The organism is Solilutibacter pythonis (assembly GCF_003697345.1).
Classification (GTDB): domain Bacteria; phylum Pseudomonadota; class Gammaproteobacteria; order Xanthomonadales; family Xanthomonadaceae; genus Solilutibacter; species Solilutibacter pythonis.
This window is the reverse complement of record NZ_RFLY01000002.1, coordinates 117905-133208: the sequence shown is the minus strand read 5'-3', so window position 1 is coordinate 133208 and position 15304 is coordinate 117905. Positions and strand designations below refer to the sequence as shown.

The 15304-nt window shown below is 65.7% G+C and carries 15 protein-coding genes; 1 reads left to right on the top strand and 14 read right to left on the bottom strand.

Annotated elements, in window-relative coordinates:
- Positions 1-136 precede the first annotated feature (136 nt).
- The 14 genes from EBB59_RS02055 to rimP all read right to left on the bottom strand — a co-directional run bounded on the left by EBB59_RS02055 (position 137) and on the right by rimP (position 14274).
- On the bottom strand, positions 137-583 hold the full coding sequence (locus tag EBB59_RS02055; RefSeq protein ID WP_122100481.1) for a hypothetical protein: 447 nt from the start codon (positions 581-583) through the stop codon (positions 137-139).
- A 7-nt stretch (positions 584-590) separates the two neighbouring features.
- The gene (locus EBB59_RS02050; protein ID WP_122100480.1) at positions 591-824 is read right to left on the bottom strand and encodes a PspC domain-containing protein; all 234 of its coding nucleotides are present in this window, start codon (positions 822-824) and stop codon (positions 591-593) included.
- Positions 825-980: 156 nt separating this feature from the next.
- Entirely contained in the window at positions 981-2045 is a 1065-nt protein-coding gene (locus tag EBB59_RS02045; protein WP_122100479.1) for a class III poly(R)-hydroxyalkanoic acid synthase subunit PhaC, read from the bottom strand.
- Between the two features lies 1 nt (position 2046).
- Complete coding sequence (gene phaE, locus EBB59_RS02040; RefSeq protein ID WP_122100478.1) at positions 2047-3249, bottom strand: class III poly(R)-hydroxyalkanoic acid synthase subunit PhaE; 1203 nt, start codon at positions 3247-3249, stop codon at positions 2047-2049.
- Positions 3250-3325: 76 nt separating this feature from the next.
- Positions 3326-3955, bottom strand: coding sequence for a CDP-alcohol phosphatidyltransferase family protein (locus tag EBB59_RS02035; protein ID WP_211327676.1), 630 nt, complete (start codon positions 3953-3955; stop codon positions 3326-3328).
- A 240-nt stretch (positions 3956-4195) separates the two neighbouring features.
- Positions 4196-6304: a polyribonucleotide nucleotidyltransferase gene (gene pnp / locus EBB59_RS02030; protein WP_122100477.1), complete on the bottom strand. Its 2109-nt coding sequence runs from the start codon at positions 6302-6304 to the stop codon at positions 4196-4198.
- Positions 6305-6448: 144 nt separating this feature from the next.
- The gene (gene rpsO / locus EBB59_RS02025) at positions 6449-6709 is read right to left on the bottom strand and encodes a 30S ribosomal protein S15 (RefSeq protein ID WP_122100476.1); all 261 of its coding nucleotides are present in this window, start codon (positions 6707-6709) and stop codon (positions 6449-6451) included.
- A 172-nt stretch (positions 6710-6881) separates the two neighbouring features.
- Complete coding sequence (locus EBB59_RS14355; RefSeq protein WP_281273203.1) at positions 6882-7010, bottom strand: hypothetical protein; 129 nt, start codon at positions 7008-7010, stop codon at positions 6882-6884.
- Complete coding sequence (locus tag EBB59_RS02020; protein ID WP_122100475.1) at positions 7007-7912, bottom strand: EamA family transporter; 906 nt, start codon at positions 7910-7912, stop codon at positions 7007-7009. Before EBB59_RS02020 ends, EBB59_RS14355 begins: the two co-directional genes overlap by 4 nt.
- Before the next feature lie 219 nt (positions 7913-8131).
- On the bottom strand, positions 8132-9082 hold the full coding sequence (truB, locus tag EBB59_RS02015; RefSeq protein WP_122100474.1) for a tRNA pseudouridine(55) synthase TruB: 951 nt from the start codon (positions 9080-9082) through the stop codon (positions 8132-8134).
- 52 nt (positions 9083-9134) lie between these two features.
- Complete coding sequence (rbfA, locus tag EBB59_RS02010; RefSeq protein ID WP_122100473.1) at positions 9135-9506, bottom strand: 30S ribosome-binding factor RbfA; 372 nt, start codon at positions 9504-9506, stop codon at positions 9135-9137.
- Positions 9507-9509: 3 nt separating this feature from the next.
- Entirely contained in the window at positions 9510-12125 is a 2616-nt protein-coding gene (gene infB / locus EBB59_RS02005; protein WP_122100472.1) for a translation initiation factor IF-2, read from the bottom strand.
- A 74-nt stretch (positions 12126-12199) separates the two neighbouring features.
- The gene (nusA, locus tag EBB59_RS02000; protein WP_122100471.1) at positions 12200-13687 is read right to left on the bottom strand and encodes a transcription termination factor NusA; all 1488 of its coding nucleotides are present in this window, start codon (positions 13685-13687) and stop codon (positions 12200-12202) included.
- A complete protein-coding gene (gene rimP / locus EBB59_RS01995; protein ID WP_122100470.1) occupies positions 13684-14274 on the bottom strand; it encodes a ribosome maturation factor RimP in 591 nt (196 codons plus the stop codon). Before rimP ends, nusA begins: the two co-directional genes overlap by 4 nt.
- Positions 14275-14534: 260 nt before the next feature.
- On the opposite strand from rimP, the gene EBB59_RS01990 reads away from it, so the two are divergent.
- Entirely contained in the window at positions 14535-15251 is a 717-nt protein-coding gene (locus tag EBB59_RS01990; RefSeq protein WP_245978928.1) for a response regulator transcription factor, read from the top strand.
- Positions 15252-15304: the final 53 nt, after the last annotated feature.

Sequence of the window (15304 nt, the reverse complement as noted above, 5' to 3'; positions counted from 1 at the left end):
GGTTCGAGCGGGCGCAAGACAGTACCGTCATGCTCCGATGGCTGGAAACGATACGGGCACGCGCCAATGGCGGCTGCCCGGTTCCGCATAGCTGGCAAGTCGGCCATCGCGCGGAAATGGCCATCTCGCTGGCGCCTCAACACCCCTTCCATGGCCACCAGCCACGCCCGGTCAGGGCATAGCGGTCGGCGGCGCGTTCCAGCGGGTTCCGCACGCCGACCCCACCAAGCAGGAAATACAGCGGCAGGAACAACGGGCCCAGCAGCATGTACTGATAGACGTGGGCACGCTCGTGGTCGCCCAGGCGCATTCGCGGCTCCTCGCATTCACCGGCGCGGTGGGCATAACTCAGGCATTCGGCATCGAGGCCATCGTTGGTGTTGAGAATGACATTACCCAGTGTCATCGCCCCGCCCGGCCCCCAGGGCCAACGATCGAAGACCAGCGCCCGCTCGCCCCGGCTCCAACGCGCATGCGCGCCGCGCGCGAGGCCGGCGGCGCCAAGCAACAGGCCGATCAAGGTATTCGGCAGCGTCCACAGCATGCCAAGCCCCAACAACAGGCGGGACGCGGGAGGCGGCATCACGGATTCAATCGTTATCCAGCGGCATCAGCCACCAGAGCACCCCATAAACCAGGATGCCCGGGAACGCCGCCGAAACCACCGACAGCAGCACGAAGGCGATCCGCAGCACAGTGGCGTTCCAGCCGAAGCGGCGGGCAATGCCCCCCATCACGCCGGCAATCAGGCGGTCGTGGCGGGTGCGGGCAAGTCGGGAATCATGCGACAAGGCGGCGGTCTCTTGGTGAAGGCGCTCAATCATCCCATAGCGCGCGTATCGACGCCCTACACGCCCCCGGGGACAGGCCATCGGCGAACATCCGCGCCGCGTCGCGCCACGAACGAGCGGGCGCGTTGGAAGCCTTATTTCCGAGAAACCGGCACTTCACCGCCAACGCCGATATCGCGCCTGGCCGCATCAGCGTTTCTTGAGCCAGGAATGGATGGTATCCGGCACTTCCTTCTGCGCGCGGCTGGAGACGTAGATACCGATGTGTCCGCCACGGAAACTGAGTTCGGTGTAATCGTCGCTGCCAATCAAGCCCTTCAGCGGACGCGAAGCATCGGGCGGCACCAGGTGGTCCTGCTCGGCATAGATGTTGAGCACCGGCATGTCGACGAAACCGAGATCGACCTCCTCCCCGCCGATTTCCACGCCACCGTTGATCAACCCATTTTGCTGATAGAACTGCTTGATGAACTGGCGGAAAGCCTCACCGGCCTGGTCGGGGGAGTCGAATATCCATTTCTCCATCCGCAGGAAGTCCTCCATCGCCTTGGCATCGTCGAGGATGTCCACCATGCCGACGTACTTTTGCAGGTTGAGCCTAAACGGCTTCAACATGAGGTAGGAAAAATTCATCAGGTCGGCCGGAACGTTACCCAGCGTATCCACGAACAGATCCACGTCCATCGCCCGCGTCCAGTTCGACAGCATGTTGTCCGGGGTCTGGAAATCGACCGGCGTGACCATGGTGATCAGATTGCGCACCTTCGCCGGATTCAGCGCCGAATAGCACAACGCCAGCACGCCGCCCTGGCAGATGCCGAGCAGATTCACCGCTGAAACGCCATGCGATTCGCATAGATGATCCACCGCCCCGCCAATGAAGCGCTGGATGTAGTCCTCCAGATCGAGCCAGCGGTCGGAACGGTCGGGATAGCCCCAATCGATGACGTAGACATCCTCACCGCGTTCCAGCAAGCCGCGCACCAACGAGCGGTTGTCCTGCAAGTCGATCATGTAGGGACGGTTGACCAGCGCGTAGCTGACCAGGATGGGAACGCGCGCGCGCGGCGCCTTCGGCCCGATGAAGCGGTACAACACGGTCTTGCCGTCGCGCCAGACTTCCTCGCGAGCGGTGGCGCCATAATCGAAGTTGCCAACCTCACGCAGCGTTTCCAGCCCGCTGACCAGTTTGGATTGCATCCTGATCGCCTCGTTGGCGAGTTCCTCGGGCGTGAGCTTCAGCGGGCTGGTCATGTCAGCGGTTCCGTTTCACGGTTTTTTGGGGAGTCTTGCGCGCGGGGGCTTTCTTCGCTGTCGCATTTTTCTCAGGGGCTTTCCTGGCGACGGTTTTTTTCGCCACGGGCTTCACCGAGGATGGCTTCGGTGCCGCCTTGCGTGCCGGTACCGGCTTCGCCGACGAGTGCTTGGCTGGCGCGGCGTGTTCGCGCGTGGTCGAAGCCGCCTCGCTGCGCTGCATGCGTCTCACCGCCCGCTCCAGTTCGGCAATTTTGCGGTGCGCCGATTCAATCTCGGTGCGGGTCGGCATGCCGATCAGGCTGGTGGCGTGCTCGATTTCCTTTTGCACGTCCTGGCGCAGCTTCATCTGCGCATTGACCATCCGCCCATAGACCTCCCGATAATCGGCCGACAGCGCCATTTCGGAGAAGGCGTCCTCGGCGGCGTCGATCCAGAGATCGAACAGGGCGCGCGCACTGGTGATCTCCAGCCCCGGCGCTTCGTGCTCCGACAATTTTTCCTCGAAATTCTCATAGGCCCGCTGCGCCGAATGCGCCAATGCGGTGCGGTACGCCGCCAGCGTGTCCTGATAATCGAGTTGGGCCTGCATCAATTTCTGCAAGCGCTCCTGATGCTCCCGGGCCAGGCCCATGGTCGGCAGGCCAAGCCAGCCACGCGCCTCGCTGCGCCAGCCGGCCAGCAACGGCTGCACCGCTTCGTACCATTGCTCGAAACCATGCGCCTGCGGCGACTGCATGGCGCGGAACATTTCCAGCCAGGCGCCTTCGCCGTTCTGTTCCAGCAGCGTCTTCCACTTGGCGGCGATCTCGGCCGCGCCCATGCCCTGCCCAGCCACTTGCGCGGCCAGTTGCTGCATGCGTCCGTACCAGTTACCGGCCTGGGACTGGAAGCGGCCGAAAGTATCGTTGAGCGTGCCGGCAAGATCGGGCTGCGGCTGCCCGCCCAACGATGCCGCCAGCCGGCTCCACTGCCCCAGCATGTCCTGCCAGCCGCCCATGCCGGACACGCCGATACCGGGCGTGGAAAACGGCGAGGCGGCAAAGGCCGGGCCATTGAAGCCCGGTATCGAGAAGCCCGGCGCGGAGGTGAACGGCGATGGATGAGCCACGTCGGCGACTTGCCGCATCATCTCGTTCCAGCCACGCCAGTATTGCTGTGCCAGCGCCTCGAAATCGCCCGGCCAATTCGCTTGTTTCGCCATAGTTCCTCCGTGTTCGGGTCGATGCTAGCACGCGCGCGCGGCGCGATTATGGCGATCCCGGCAGCGGCGAAATCGCTCAGGGCTTGGGGATGCGCAGCGTCTTGCTGATCATCAGCGAGCCGGAAACGGCGAACATCAGCACCAACGGATGCAGTTGCCATGGCCCCAGTTCGACCACGCCGAACCAAAGCCGCTCGCCAAGCGCGCCCTGCCACACGGCCACCGCCAGTACGATCACCAGCGCCAGACTGGTCGGTATCGGCGTGCCCTCGAAATGCCTGACTTTGCCCTCGTCCCCGGAAAGCCGCTCGGCGGTGACGTTGTAACGCGCCAGCCGGCTGACGCCGCAGCCAACGAAGTAACTCAGCACCGCCCAATCCCAGCCGCCCTGCATGCCGCAGGCATAGGCCAACGCGGCCGGTGCCACGCCGAAGGAAATCACGTCGGCCAGCGAATCCAGTTCCCGCCCCAGCGTCGAAGCTACTCTGCGCCAGCGGGCGATGCGGCCATCGAGCGCGTCGAAGACGAAGGCCAGCGGGATCAACACCATGCCAACCAGAAGATCGCGCACCACGCCATCTTGCAGGAAGCGCATCGCGGCGAAGATCGCGCCGGTACCGCAGAAAGCATTGGCCAGGGTGAACCAATCGGCCAGGTGGAAATCGCGCAGCATGGAGAAATGACGTTGTTTCATCTTGGATCGCATCGGTATTCGATGGCACAAGCATACCGGCGCCAACGTCGGCGCGAGGCGGTGACGCGAGGGCGCGCGCGAAGTCACGCGCCACGGCCGGAAACCGGCCGAATCAGGCCCGCGCATGGTCAGGCAAACACGGACCGCCAACGATCCCGCCCCCGGCCCGCAACGACGAATCACCAACATCGCGCCGGCAAAGAGAAAGCGGGCCGAAGCCCGCTTTCCGAGAACGCGACGATGATGCGCGGCTTATTCGGCCGGCGCGCCTTCGCCTTCTTCCACTGCCTTCATCGACAGGCGGATGCGGCCCTGCTTGTCGACCTCCAGCACCTTGACCTTGACCACGTCGCCTTCCTTGAGCTTGTCGCTGACTTTCTCGACGCGCTCGTTGGAGATCTGCGAAACGTGCACCAGGCCGTCCTTGCCCGGCAGGATGGTCACGAAAGCGCCGAAATCCATGATCTTGGCCACTTTGCCTTCGTAGATGCGGCCCGGCTCGACATCGCTGGTGATCTGTTCGATGCGCGCCTTGGCGGCCAGCGCGGCGGCGTTGTTGACCGAGGCGATGGTGATCGTGCCGTCGTCCTGGATGTCGATCTGGGTGCCGGTTTCCTTGGTGATGCCCTGGATGGTCGCACCGCCCTTGCCGATCACTTCGCGGATCTTGTCCGGGTGAATCTTGATGGTCAACAGACGCGGCGCGTACTCGGACAATTCGTCGCGCGGCGCGGTGATCGCCTTGGCCATCTCGCCCAGGATATGCAGGCGGCCTTCCTTCGCCTGCGCCAGCGCCACCTTCATGATTTCCTCGGTGATGCCCTGAATCTTGATGTCCATCTGCAGCGCGGTGATGCCGGCCTCGGAGCCCGCCACCTTGAAGTCCATGTCGCCGAGGTGGTCCTCGTCGCCAAGGATGTCGGACAGCACGACGAAATCGTTGCCTTCCTTCACCAGGCCCATGGCGATGCCCGCGACCGGACGTTTCACCGGCACGCCGGCGTCCATCAGCGCCAGGGAGGAGCCGCAGACCGAAGCCATCGACGAGGAGCCGTTCGATTCGGTGATTTCGGAAACCACGCGCACGGTGTAGGGGAATTCCTCGATGCTCGGCATCATCGCCAGCACGCCGCGCTTGGCGAGGCGGCCATGGCCGATTTCGCGGCGCTTGGGCGCGCCGAAGCGGCCGGTCTCGCCCACCGAGTAGGGCGGGAAGTTGTAATGGAACAGGAAGTTCTCCTTCCACTCGCCGGCCACGTCGTCGATGACCTGGCCATCGCGGGCGGTGCCCAGCGTGGTGATGACCAGTGCCTGGGTTTCGCCGCGGGTAAACAGCGCCGAGCCGTGAACGCGCGGCAGTACGCCGATCTTGCAGCTGATCGGGCGGACGTCGGTCAGGCCGCGGCCGTCGATACGCTTCTTGGTGGACAGTACCGACTGGCGCATGGTCTGGTATTCCTGCTCGCCGAATTCCTTGAACAAGTCGGCGATCTTCCAGCCTTCGGCCTCGACCTTCGGCGACAGATGGTCGGCGATGTCCTGGCGCAGCGTGTTGATGGCATCGCGGCGATCCAGCTTGTCGATGATGGCGAAGGCGCTCTTCAGCTTGTCGCCGATGTTGCCGACCAACTCGCCAATCAGGTTTTCGTTCTTGGCCGGGGCTTCCCAGCCGGACGGTTCGACACCGGCTTCGGCCACCATCTCGTTGATGGCATTGATGGCGCTCTGCAACTCGCGGTGGCCGGCCATGACCGCGCCCAGCATCACGTCCTCGGAAAGCTCCTTGGCTTCGGATTCGACCATCAGCACGGCGTCGCGGGTACCGGCGACGACCAGCTCCAACTCAGAATCCTTCATCGCCTCGACACCCGCGTTCAGCAGGTACTGGCCGTTCTTGTAGCCGACCTTGGCCGCGCCGATCGGGCCCTGGAACGGCGAGCCGCACAGCGACAGCGCGGCGGAGGCGCCGATCATCGCCAATACGTCACCTTCCACTTCCGGGTTCAGCGAGACCAGCTGCGCGATGATCTGGACTTCGTTACGGTATTCCTCGGGGAACAGCGGGCGGATCGGGCGATCGATCAGACGGCTGATCAGGGTTTCCTTCTCGGTCGGACGACCTTCGCGCTTGAAGAAGCCGCCGGGAATGCGACCGCCAGCATAGAACTTCTCCTGGTAGTCGACCGTCAGCGGAAAGAAGTCCTGCCCCTCGCGCGCCGTCTTGGCGGTGACGGCCGTGGCGAGCACCACGGTGCCTTCGCAGGACACGATGACTGCGCCACCGGCCTGGCGGGCGACTTCGCCGGTTTCAAGGGTGACGGTCTTGCCGCCGTACTGGAAGGTCTTGGTGATTTTGGCCACGTGTGTTCCTTGGATGCTTGCGCTAGCTTGCGAATGAACCGGCGGACCCCTGCCCGGCCGGCGTGTGTGTTGCGGGGTGAGGCGATATTGCGATAACGCACAAACGAAACCGCGGCGTTTTCGACGCCGCGGTTGGGGTAAGTCTTAGCGACGCAGACCCAGCTTCTGAATCAAGGCCTTATAGCGCTCGGCGTCCTTGCGATGCAGATAATCGAGCAGGCTGCGACGGCGATTGACCAGCTTGAGCAGGCCGCGACGGCTGTGGTGATCCTGCTTGTGCACCTTGAAGTGCTCGGTGAGCTGCTGGATGCGCGCGGTGAGCAGGGCGACCTGGACTTCCGGCGAACCGGTGTCGTTGGCGCCGCGCTTGTTGTCTTCGATGACTTTGGCGGTGTCGATGGACATGAACGTCTCTCTTGGTAGATGCGGAATCCACAGGAACGCCCTGTCCGCCATGGGCTTCAGGGGGCGCACCGCGGGTTCGCCGCGAACTGTGATGATTGAAAATCGCCGAAAAAACGGCGCGCGAATTGTAGCCCCGATGAAGATGCCGGGCAAGGCGGCACTGTGCCCGAGGTCAAGCCATGGCGTCGGGCGATCCGACGATCCGACGATCCGACGATCCGACGATCCGACGATCCGACGATCCGACGATCCGGCGATCCGGCGATCCGGCGATCCGGCGATCCGGCGATCCGGCGATCATCGTTGCGGCTCGGTCGCTGGCAAACGGAGGTCGCGCATCGCCCGCTGCACCGCGATCACGCTGGCCAGTACCGTCACCATCCCCAGCATCGACCAGCCGCGCATGGCCTCGCCAAGCCATATCCAGCCGATCAGCACCGCGCTCAGCGGGCTCAGCAAGCCAAGCGAGGCCACCGCCACCGGCGATAACCGGGTCAGGCCACGGAACCACAGGGCATAGGAAATCACCGCCCCGAACAGGCAGAGATAGCCATACCCCAGGAGATGGCGCGGCGTCATCGCCGCGGGCCATCCCTCGCCCGCCAGCACCAGCGGCAACAGCAGCAGACCGCCAAGCAACAACTGCCAGCCGGTCAGGGCCAGCACCGGCATCGGCAGGCGCCAACGCTGGATGAGCCAGGTGCCGACGGCCATGCAGACGGCACCGGCGAGCGCCGCCAGCACACCGATGGCATCCCAGCGCGCGCCCGGCGCCAGCAAGAGCATCACCATGCCGACGATTCCCATCGATGCCGCGAGCACCGCGAAAATCCGTGGCTTTCGGCTATCGAAAGCCCAGATCAATGCCATCACGATCAGCGGCTGGATCGCGCCGAGCACGGCCGCCAGCCCCCCCGGCAGCCGGTACGCGGCCACGAACAGCAGGGCTTGGAACACGGTGATGTTGAGCGCCCCCAACGCCAGCAACTTCAGCAAGGCGGACGGACCAGGCCGGCAGCGTGTCCATGCCACCAGCAACAGGCCGGCCGGCAGTACCCGCAGCAGGGCCGCGGTGAACGGCTTGCCGGGCGGCAGCAGTTCGGTGGTGACGATGTAAGTGGTGCCCCAGATCACCGGCGCCAGCGCGGTCAGCAGGACCTCGCCCCAGCCGCCACGCGGACGCGTCGTCGTATCGGTGCTCAACCGCCGTTCCCGGCATCGTCGGCCGCCCGCGGCATGCCCGCGTTGAGCCGCCCGGCCCGCGCCATCACGTCATTCATCGCCTTGACGGCGGCTGCCTGGCCACGGCCGGGACAAGACGGACAAAGAGCGAGAACAGGCACGAAAACAACGAATGGGCGATACATGACGCCGACTCCGCCGGGAAACCGGCGACTATAGCGCCAAGCGGAAGGACCAGGCTCAGACCGGGCCGCCCGCGGCCCAGGCAAACAGGCGCTTGCCACGCAGGTCGCCGGTTTCGTCCACCTGGGCCAGGCCGAGCGCGCGGCCTTCGGTGTCGCAGGCCACGACTTCTCCACGGCAGCGGAAGGGGCCTTTCAATTTCTGGCCTTGCCCGAATTTCACTGCCTGCGCCTCGCTCAGCCGCACCTCGGGCCAGGCCACCATCCCGGCTTCGATCGGCAGCACGCAAGCGTCGAGATGATGTTCACCGCGTTCGGCCATCGCCTCCAGCGCTTGTAGCGTCCACATTCGTGGTTCGCGAAAAGGATCGACCCAGAGCCGACGCAGTTCGGCGACGTGCGCGCCGCAGCCGAGCAGTTCGCCCAGGTCGCGTACCAACGCGCGTACATAGGTGCCGCTGCCGCATTCCACATGCAAGCGCAGCTTGGGTGCCGGGTCGAGCAGATCGGCCGACGATTGCAAGCTGAATTCGTGGACATCCACCTCGCGCGGCTCGATCTCGATCGTCTCGCCGCGCCGGGCCTTGGCATAGAGCGGCTCTCCACCGCGCTTGAGTGCCGAATAGATCGGCGGCACCTGCCGGATACGGCCGCTGAGCGCCGCCAAGGCGGCATCGATGGTGGCGATGTCGAGCGCTGGCACCGGGCGTTCGCGCAACGCTTCGCCCTCGGCGTCGTCGGTATCGGTGGTGACGCCGAGCCGGGCCACGGTCTCGTAGGCTTTGCGCGCGCCCAGCAGCCCGCCGGCAATCTTGGTCGCCTCGCCAAAACAGATCGGCAGAAGGCCGGTGGCCAGGGGGTCGAGCGCGCCGGTATGCCCGGCTTTCTCGGCGCGGAACAGGTGACGCACCCGTTGCAAGGCCTGATTGGAGCTGGGGCCGCTGGCCTTGTCCAGCAGCAGTATGCCGTGCAGTTTGCGGAAGCGGTGGCGGGTACGCGGTTTCGACATGCGGAAAATTGTAGGCGACGAAAACGAAGACGCCGGGCGAACCCGGCGTCGGTCATTCCTGTTGGCCGCTCGTATCGGGCAGATCGCGCAGCAATGCGTCGATGCGCTCGCCGCGATCCACCGAGTCGTCATAGTGGAAATGCAGCTCCGGCACATGGCGCAGCTTCATCGCCTGCGCCAGTTGGAAGCGGATTTCCCTGGCGTGCCGTTGCAGTCCGGCCACGGCCTCGGCCGAGTTTTCGCTCATGAGCGCGGTGACGAAAACCTTGGCATGGGCCAGATCGCGGGTTACTTCCACATCCGACACGCTGACCGAGGGCAGGCCGAGTTCGCGCACCGCTTCGTGGACGAGGCTGCCAAGGTCGCGGCGCATCTGCGCCGCCACCCGGTCGGTACGATGAAACGACTTGCGCTGCCCGGCCATCGCTTACAGCGTCCTCTGCACTTCGATGCGCTCGAAGCACTCGATCTGGTCGCCGGCCTTGACGTCGTTGTAGGCCTTGACGCCGATGCCGCATTCGGTGCCTTCCTTGACCTCGTCGACATTTTCTTTGTAGCGACGCAGCGATTCCAGTTCGCCCTCGAACACCACCACCGAATCGCGCAGGACGCGGATCGGCTTGGATTTGCGCACCACGCCCTCGACCACCATGCAGCCGGCGACGGCGCCGAACTTGGAGCTGCGGAAGACGTCGCGCACCTCGGCGATACCAATGATCTCCTCGCGGATTTCGACGCCGAGCAGCCCCGAGGCCACCTGCTTCACCTGATCGATCACGTCGTAGATGATCGAGAAGTAGCGCAAATCGACACCGTTGCCTTCGATCACCTTGCGCGCGGAAGCATCGGCGCGGACGTTGAAGCCGATCACCGTGGCCTTGGAGGTGGCGGCCAACTGGGCATCGGATTCGGTGATGCCGCCCACACCCGAACCGATCACGTGGATGCGGATCTGCTCGTTGGAGAGCGCGGTCAGCGCCTCGCGCAGCGCCTCCACCGAACCTTGCACGTCGGCCTTCACCACCAGGTTGAGCTGCTGCTGCGCCGCCCCCTGGCCCATCTGCGCCATGACGTCTTCCATGCGGTTGCCGGCCTGCTTCATGAGGCGGGTTTCGCGGCGCTTGGCATCGCGCTGCTGCGCTACGTCCTTGGCCAGTCGCTCGTCGGCGACGACCACGAAATCGTCGCCCGCGTCCGGCACGCCGGACAGGCCCAGCACCTGCACCGGGATGGACGGCCCGGCCGATGGCACCTGGCGACCGGTCTCGTCGAACAGCGCGCGCACGCGGCCGTACTGCACGCCGCACACCAGGTAATCGCCCTTGGCGAGCCGGCCCTGCTGCACCAGCACGGTGGCGACCGGGCCACGGCCCTTGTCGAGCGCGGATTCGATCACCACGCCCGCGGCGCGGCCTTCATCCACCGCCCTCAGCTCCAGCACCTCGGCTTGCAGGCTGATCGCATCAAGCAGATCGTCCACGCCCTGGCCGGTCTTGGCGGAAAGCTCGACCATCTGAGTATCGCCACCGAATTCCTCGGCAACCACTTCGCTTTCCAGCAGTTCGTTCTTGATCCGCATCGGATCGGCGCTGGATTTGTCGATCTTGTTGACGGCGACGATCAACGGCACCTTGGCCGCCCTGGCGTGCTGGATGGCCTCGCGGGTCTGCGGCATGACGCCGTCGTCGGCCGCCACCACCAGCACCACGATATCGGTGAGCCTGGCGCCACGCGCACGCATCTGCGAGAACGCGGCATGGCCCGGCGTATCGAGGAAGCTGATCACCCCCTTCGACGTTTCCACGTGGTAGGCGCCGATGTGCTGGGTGATGCCGCCGGCCTCGCCGGTCGCCACCTTGGTGCGGCGGATGTAATCCAGAAGCGAAGTCTTGCCGTGATCGACGTGGCCCATGATGGTGACCACCGGCGGGCGCGAGTTGGCCTCGCCCTGACGATCCTCGACGTGGGCGAGCAGTTCGGTCTCGGCGTCGCCGGCATCGGCGCGCATCGCCTTGTGGCCGAGTTCCTCCGTGACCAGCACCGCGGTGTCGTGGTCGATGGTCTGGGTGATGGTCGCCATCACGCCCATCTTGAACAGCGCCTTCACCACCTCGCCGCCCTTCAGCGCCAGCTTCTGCGCCAGGTCGCCGACGGTGATCGCCTCGCCGATGGCGATTTCGCGCACGATCTTCTCGGTCGGGCGCTGGAAACCATGCTCGCCGCCGCCGCTGCGCGACTGCTCGACGCGACGCCCCCTGGACTTGCCGCGACTGACGCCGCGACGGGCGCGATCGGCGGCCGAGAGATGCAGCTGGCCGGCGAAACGGGCGGTGCTGTCGTCATCCTCGACGCCCGACACCATCGCGTGCGAACCGCGCGACTTGTGCCCTTTGCGATCATCCCGGGCCGGCTCGGGGCGAACCACGCGCGGCGCGGCAGGCGCGGCATTCGCATTCGGAGCGGGCTTGCGCACGGCGGGCGCCTCGGAGATTTCCGGCTCGGCGGTGGCGGCGGCGGCCTCGGTTGCGCGGCGGGCCGCTTCATCGGCGCGCTGACGCTCGGCTTCGGCTTCTTCCGCGCGCCGGCGGTCGGCCTCGGCCAGGCGCTGCTGCTCTTCGAGGTTGCGGCGCTTGGATTCTTCCAGCTTGCGCAGGATCTCGGCGTGCTCGTCATCCACCGGCACGATCTTCTTTTCCGCCGCCGCGGCGGCCGCGCCTCCCGGCGCCGGCTTGCGCGCGAGCACCACTTTCTTGCGCACGGTGACATCGACGGTCTGCTTGTTCTTACCGCCGCCGACAGTAATTTCCTCGGTCTGGCGCCGCTTCAGGGTGATCTTCTTCGGCGCGGCGGTTTCGCCGGCGGCCTCGTCGCCCCGGCCATGGGCGCGGCGCAGGAAGCCGAGCAGCTTGATTTTCTGCGCGCTCGTTACTTCCTCGTCGGCGTCCCTGAACGGCATCCCGGCTTCGGAAAGTTGCTCCAGCAGCTTCTCGACCGGCGTGTTGACCAGTTCGGCGAGCTTGCGGATGGTGGTTTTCTGCGACATGCGATTCCCTGTTGCGGGCCGGCGGCGGGAGCCGGCGGCCGGTATTCGATTTTACTGCGGGCTTACATGGTTCGTTACTCGAACCAGTGCTTGCGCGCTTCCATGATCAGCGCCGAAGCGCGCTCCTCGTCCATGCCCTCGATGTCGGTGATCTCGTCCACCGCCAGCTCGGCCAGTTCCTCTCGGGTGCGCACGCCACGCGAAGCCAGCACATAGGCGGTGGCCTCGTCCATGCCTTCGAGCGTGAGCAGGTCCTCGGCGGGCTGGTTTTCCTCCAGCTCCTCTTCGGCGGCCAGCGCGTCGTTGATCAGCGCATCGCGGGCGCGGGCGCGCAGTTCCTCGACGATGTCCTCGTCGAAGCCTTCGATGGCGAGCAGTTCGCCGACCGGGACGTAGGCGATTTCCTCGACCGTCGAGAAACCTTCGCCGACCAGGATGCCGGCGATTTCCTCGTCCACTTCCAGCTTGTCCACGAACAACTGACGCGCCGCGATCTGCTCGGCCTCGCTCTTGGCCTGCACCTGGTCGGCGGTCATCACGTTGAGCTGCCAACCGGTCAGGCGGCTGGCCAGGCGCACGTTCTGGCCGCCCTTGCCGATGGCCTTGGCCAGCAGTTCCTCGGCCACGGCCAGATCCATCGAGTGTTTGTCCTCATCGACGATGATCGACTGCACCTCGGCCGGCGCCATCGCGTTGATGACGAACTGCGCCGGATTGTCCGACCACAGCACGATGTCCACGCGCTCGCCGTTCAGCTCGTTGGTCACGGCCTGCACGCGCGAGCCGCGCATGCCGATGCAGGCGCCGATCGGGTCGGTACGGTTGTCGTAGGCCAGCACGGCGATCTTGGCGCGATCGCCCGGATCGCGCGCGGCGGCCTTGATGTCGACCAGGCCCTGGCCGACCTCCGGCACTTCCAGCCGGAACAGCTCCATCATGAATTCCGGCGCGGCGCGGCTGATGAAAAGCTGCGGGCCGCGCGGCTCGCTGCGCACGTCGTAGAGATAGCCGCGCACGCGGTCGCCGGTGCGCAGGATGTCGCGCGGAATGCCCTTGTCCTTGGGGATGAAGGCTTCGGCGTTGCCGCCCAGATCGACGTAGATGTTGCCGCGCTCGACGCGCTTGACGGTACCCGTGACCAGCTCGCCGACACGGTCCTTCCAGGCATCGACCACCTGCTGGCGCTCGGCCTCGCGCACGCGCTGGACGATCACCTGCTTGGCCGCCTGCGCCGCGATGCGGCCGAACTCGGCATTCTCGATCTGCTCCTCGATGAAATCGCCGACCTCGGCGCCGTCGCTTTCATCGACCGCGTCCATCAGGCGGATCTGGCGGTCGGGCGATTCCATCACCACGTCGTCGGCCACCACTTCCCAGCGGCGGAAGGTCTCGTAGCTGCCGTCCTTCGGATCGATGCTGACGCGGATGGCGACATCCTGCTCGGGGTAGCGCTTCTTGGCGGCGGAAGCCAGCGCGGCCTCGATCGCTTCAAGGATGACTTCATTCGGCACGCCCTTCTCGTTGGCGACCGCTTCGACAACCAGCAACAGCTCCTTGCTCATTCTTCAGACTCCGCATCGGCGGGTTCGTCCGCCTCGTTGGGGGTGGATTCGGGTTTCTTTTTCGCACCGGCCTGTTTGCCCGGCTTGTCGGCGGCATAGCCCAGCGCGGCCCAGTCGGGAACGATGCGGGCCTTGTCGATGTTGTCGAAGGCGGCCACGAAGGGCTGCCCATCGACATCGAAATGGATACTGTCGCCCTCGACCTTGACGATGCGCCCGGTCAGGCGGCGGCGGCCGTCCTGCGGCAACTTGAGGCCGACCTTGGCGCGCTCGCCGGCGAAACGGGCGAACTGCGCCGGGGTGAACAACGGGCGGTCGAGGCCGGGCGAGGACACTTCCAGCGTGTAGTGGCCGGAGATCGGGTCTTCCACGTCCAGTTGCGCCGACACTTCCCGGCTCACCTGCTCGCATTCGTCGATGCCGACCAAGCGCGGGTTTTCGCCTTCGGCCTCGGCCGCGGGCACGTCGATGTACAGACGCAGCACCGCGCCGCCCGGCATGGTCAGGTATTCCACGCCAAGCAGGTCGAGCCCGAGCGCGGCGACCGTGGGCGCCAGCAGTTCGCTGATTTGTCGTACCTTGTCCATCGTGTTGTGCAGATTCCGAAGCGGGAAAACAAGCAGGGGCCGCGAGGGCCCCTGTCCGGTACAGCTGGTTTCCGGTGCCACGAGGCGCGATGCGCGGCCCGTGGCGGCCCGAGCCGGCAAGCGCGCTCTGTCCTGCGGCTTGCGAAGCTGGTGACGGCAACCGCTGGGCGGCCCCGACCAAGCGCGACATGATAAGACCGGGAGAGCAGGCGCACAAGGGCATGCAAACCCGGGCAAGCCCGGCCCGGCGCCGAAGCGGGATGACACGCTCCGCGATGGCGCGTGAAGCTGCTAGCCTTGGCAAGATGAACGCCAGCTCGCTTCTGGTCGCCGACGACCATCCACTGTTCCGCGCCGCGCTCAAGCAAGCGGCGCAGGACGCGCTGGGCGATGCGGTGCCGCACGAAGCCGGATCGCTGGACGAGGTACTGGCGGTGTTGGATGCGCATCCAGGTATCGACCTGGTGCTGCTCGACTTGCACATGCCCGGCAGCCACGGGCTGGCCGGACTGGCCGCGGTGCGCGCGCAACACCCCGAAGTGGCGGTGATCGTGGTCAGCGCCAATGACGACCCGCGCGTGGTCCGGCGCGCGCTCGACCACGGCGCGGCCGGCTACCTGCCGAAAAGTGCCGGTCTTGATGAACTGCGCGAGGCCATCGTCAGCGTGCTCGATTGCGAGACATGGCTGCCGGCCGGGCTGCGCGAAGCGGTCGCCAACGCGGCTTCCGCACCGGTGGATGCCACCCTCGCCGCCCGTCTCGCCAGGCTGTCTCCGCAACAGTTCAGGGTTCTGGCGCTGGTCGCCGAGGGGCTCATCAACAAGCAGATCGCCGACCGCCTGCAAGTGCAGGAGCGCACGGTCAAAGCGCATCTCTCGGCGATCTTCGAGCGGCTCGGCGTGCGCAACCGCACCCAGGCCGGCGTGGTGCTCCGCGAGCTGGAGTTGAAAGACCCCACGCTCATATCCATCGACTGAAGCCGGGTGGAAGCCGCGCCGGCACCGGCGCGCAGGCTGGCGAAAAAAACGCC

Bases quoted from the DNA above. Each gene is read 5' to 3' on its own strand.
- phaE (WP_122100478.1), bottom strand. From the start codon at position 3,249: ATGGCGAAACAAGCGAATTGGCCGGGCGATTTCGAGGCGCTGGCACAG.
- rbfA (WP_122100473.1), bottom strand. From the start codon at position 9,506: ATGGCCGGGCAGCGCAAGTCGTTTCATCGTACCGACCGGGTGGCGGCG.
- EBB59_RS02035 (WP_211327676.1), bottom strand. From the start codon at position 3,955: ATGCGATCCAAGATGAAACAACGTCATTTCTCCATGCTGCGCGATTTC.
- rpsO (WP_122100476.1), bottom strand. From the start codon at position 6,709: ATGTCCATCGACACCGCCAAAGTCATCGAAGACAACAAGCGCGGCGCC.
- rimP (WP_122100470.1), bottom strand. From the start codon at position 14,274: ATGGACAAGGTACGACAAATCAGCGAACTGCTGGCGCCCACGGTCGCC.
- EBB59_RS02050 (WP_122100480.1), bottom strand. From the start codon at position 824: ATGATTGAGCGCCTTCACCAAGAGACCGCCGCCTTGTCGCATGATTCC.
- truB (WP_122100474.1), bottom strand. From the start codon at position 9,082: ATGTCGAAACCGCGTACCCGCCACCGCTTCCGCAAACTGCACGGCATA.
- EBB59_RS02045 (WP_122100479.1), bottom strand. From the start codon at position 2,045: ATGACCAGCCCGCTGAAGCTCACGCCCGAGGAACTCGCCAACGAGGCG.
- nusA (WP_122100471.1), bottom strand. From the start codon at position 13,687: ATGAGCAAGGAGCTGTTGCTGGTTGTCGAAGCGGTCGCCAACGAGAAG.
- EBB59_RS14355 (WP_281273203.1), bottom strand. From the start codon at position 7,010: ATGATCGCCGGATCGCCGGATCGCCGGATCGCCGGATCGCCGGATCGC.
- EBB59_RS02055 (WP_122100481.1), bottom strand. From the start codon at position 583: ATGCCGCCTCCCGCGTCCCGCCTGTTGTTGGGGCTTGGCATGCTGTGG.
- infB (WP_122100472.1), bottom strand. From the start codon at position 12,125: ATGTCGCAGAAAACCACCATCCGCAAGCTCGCCGAACTGGTCAACACG.
- EBB59_RS01990 (WP_245978928.1), top strand. From the start codon at position 14,535: ATGACACGCTCCGCGATGGCGCGTGAAGCTGCTAGCCTTGGCAAGATG.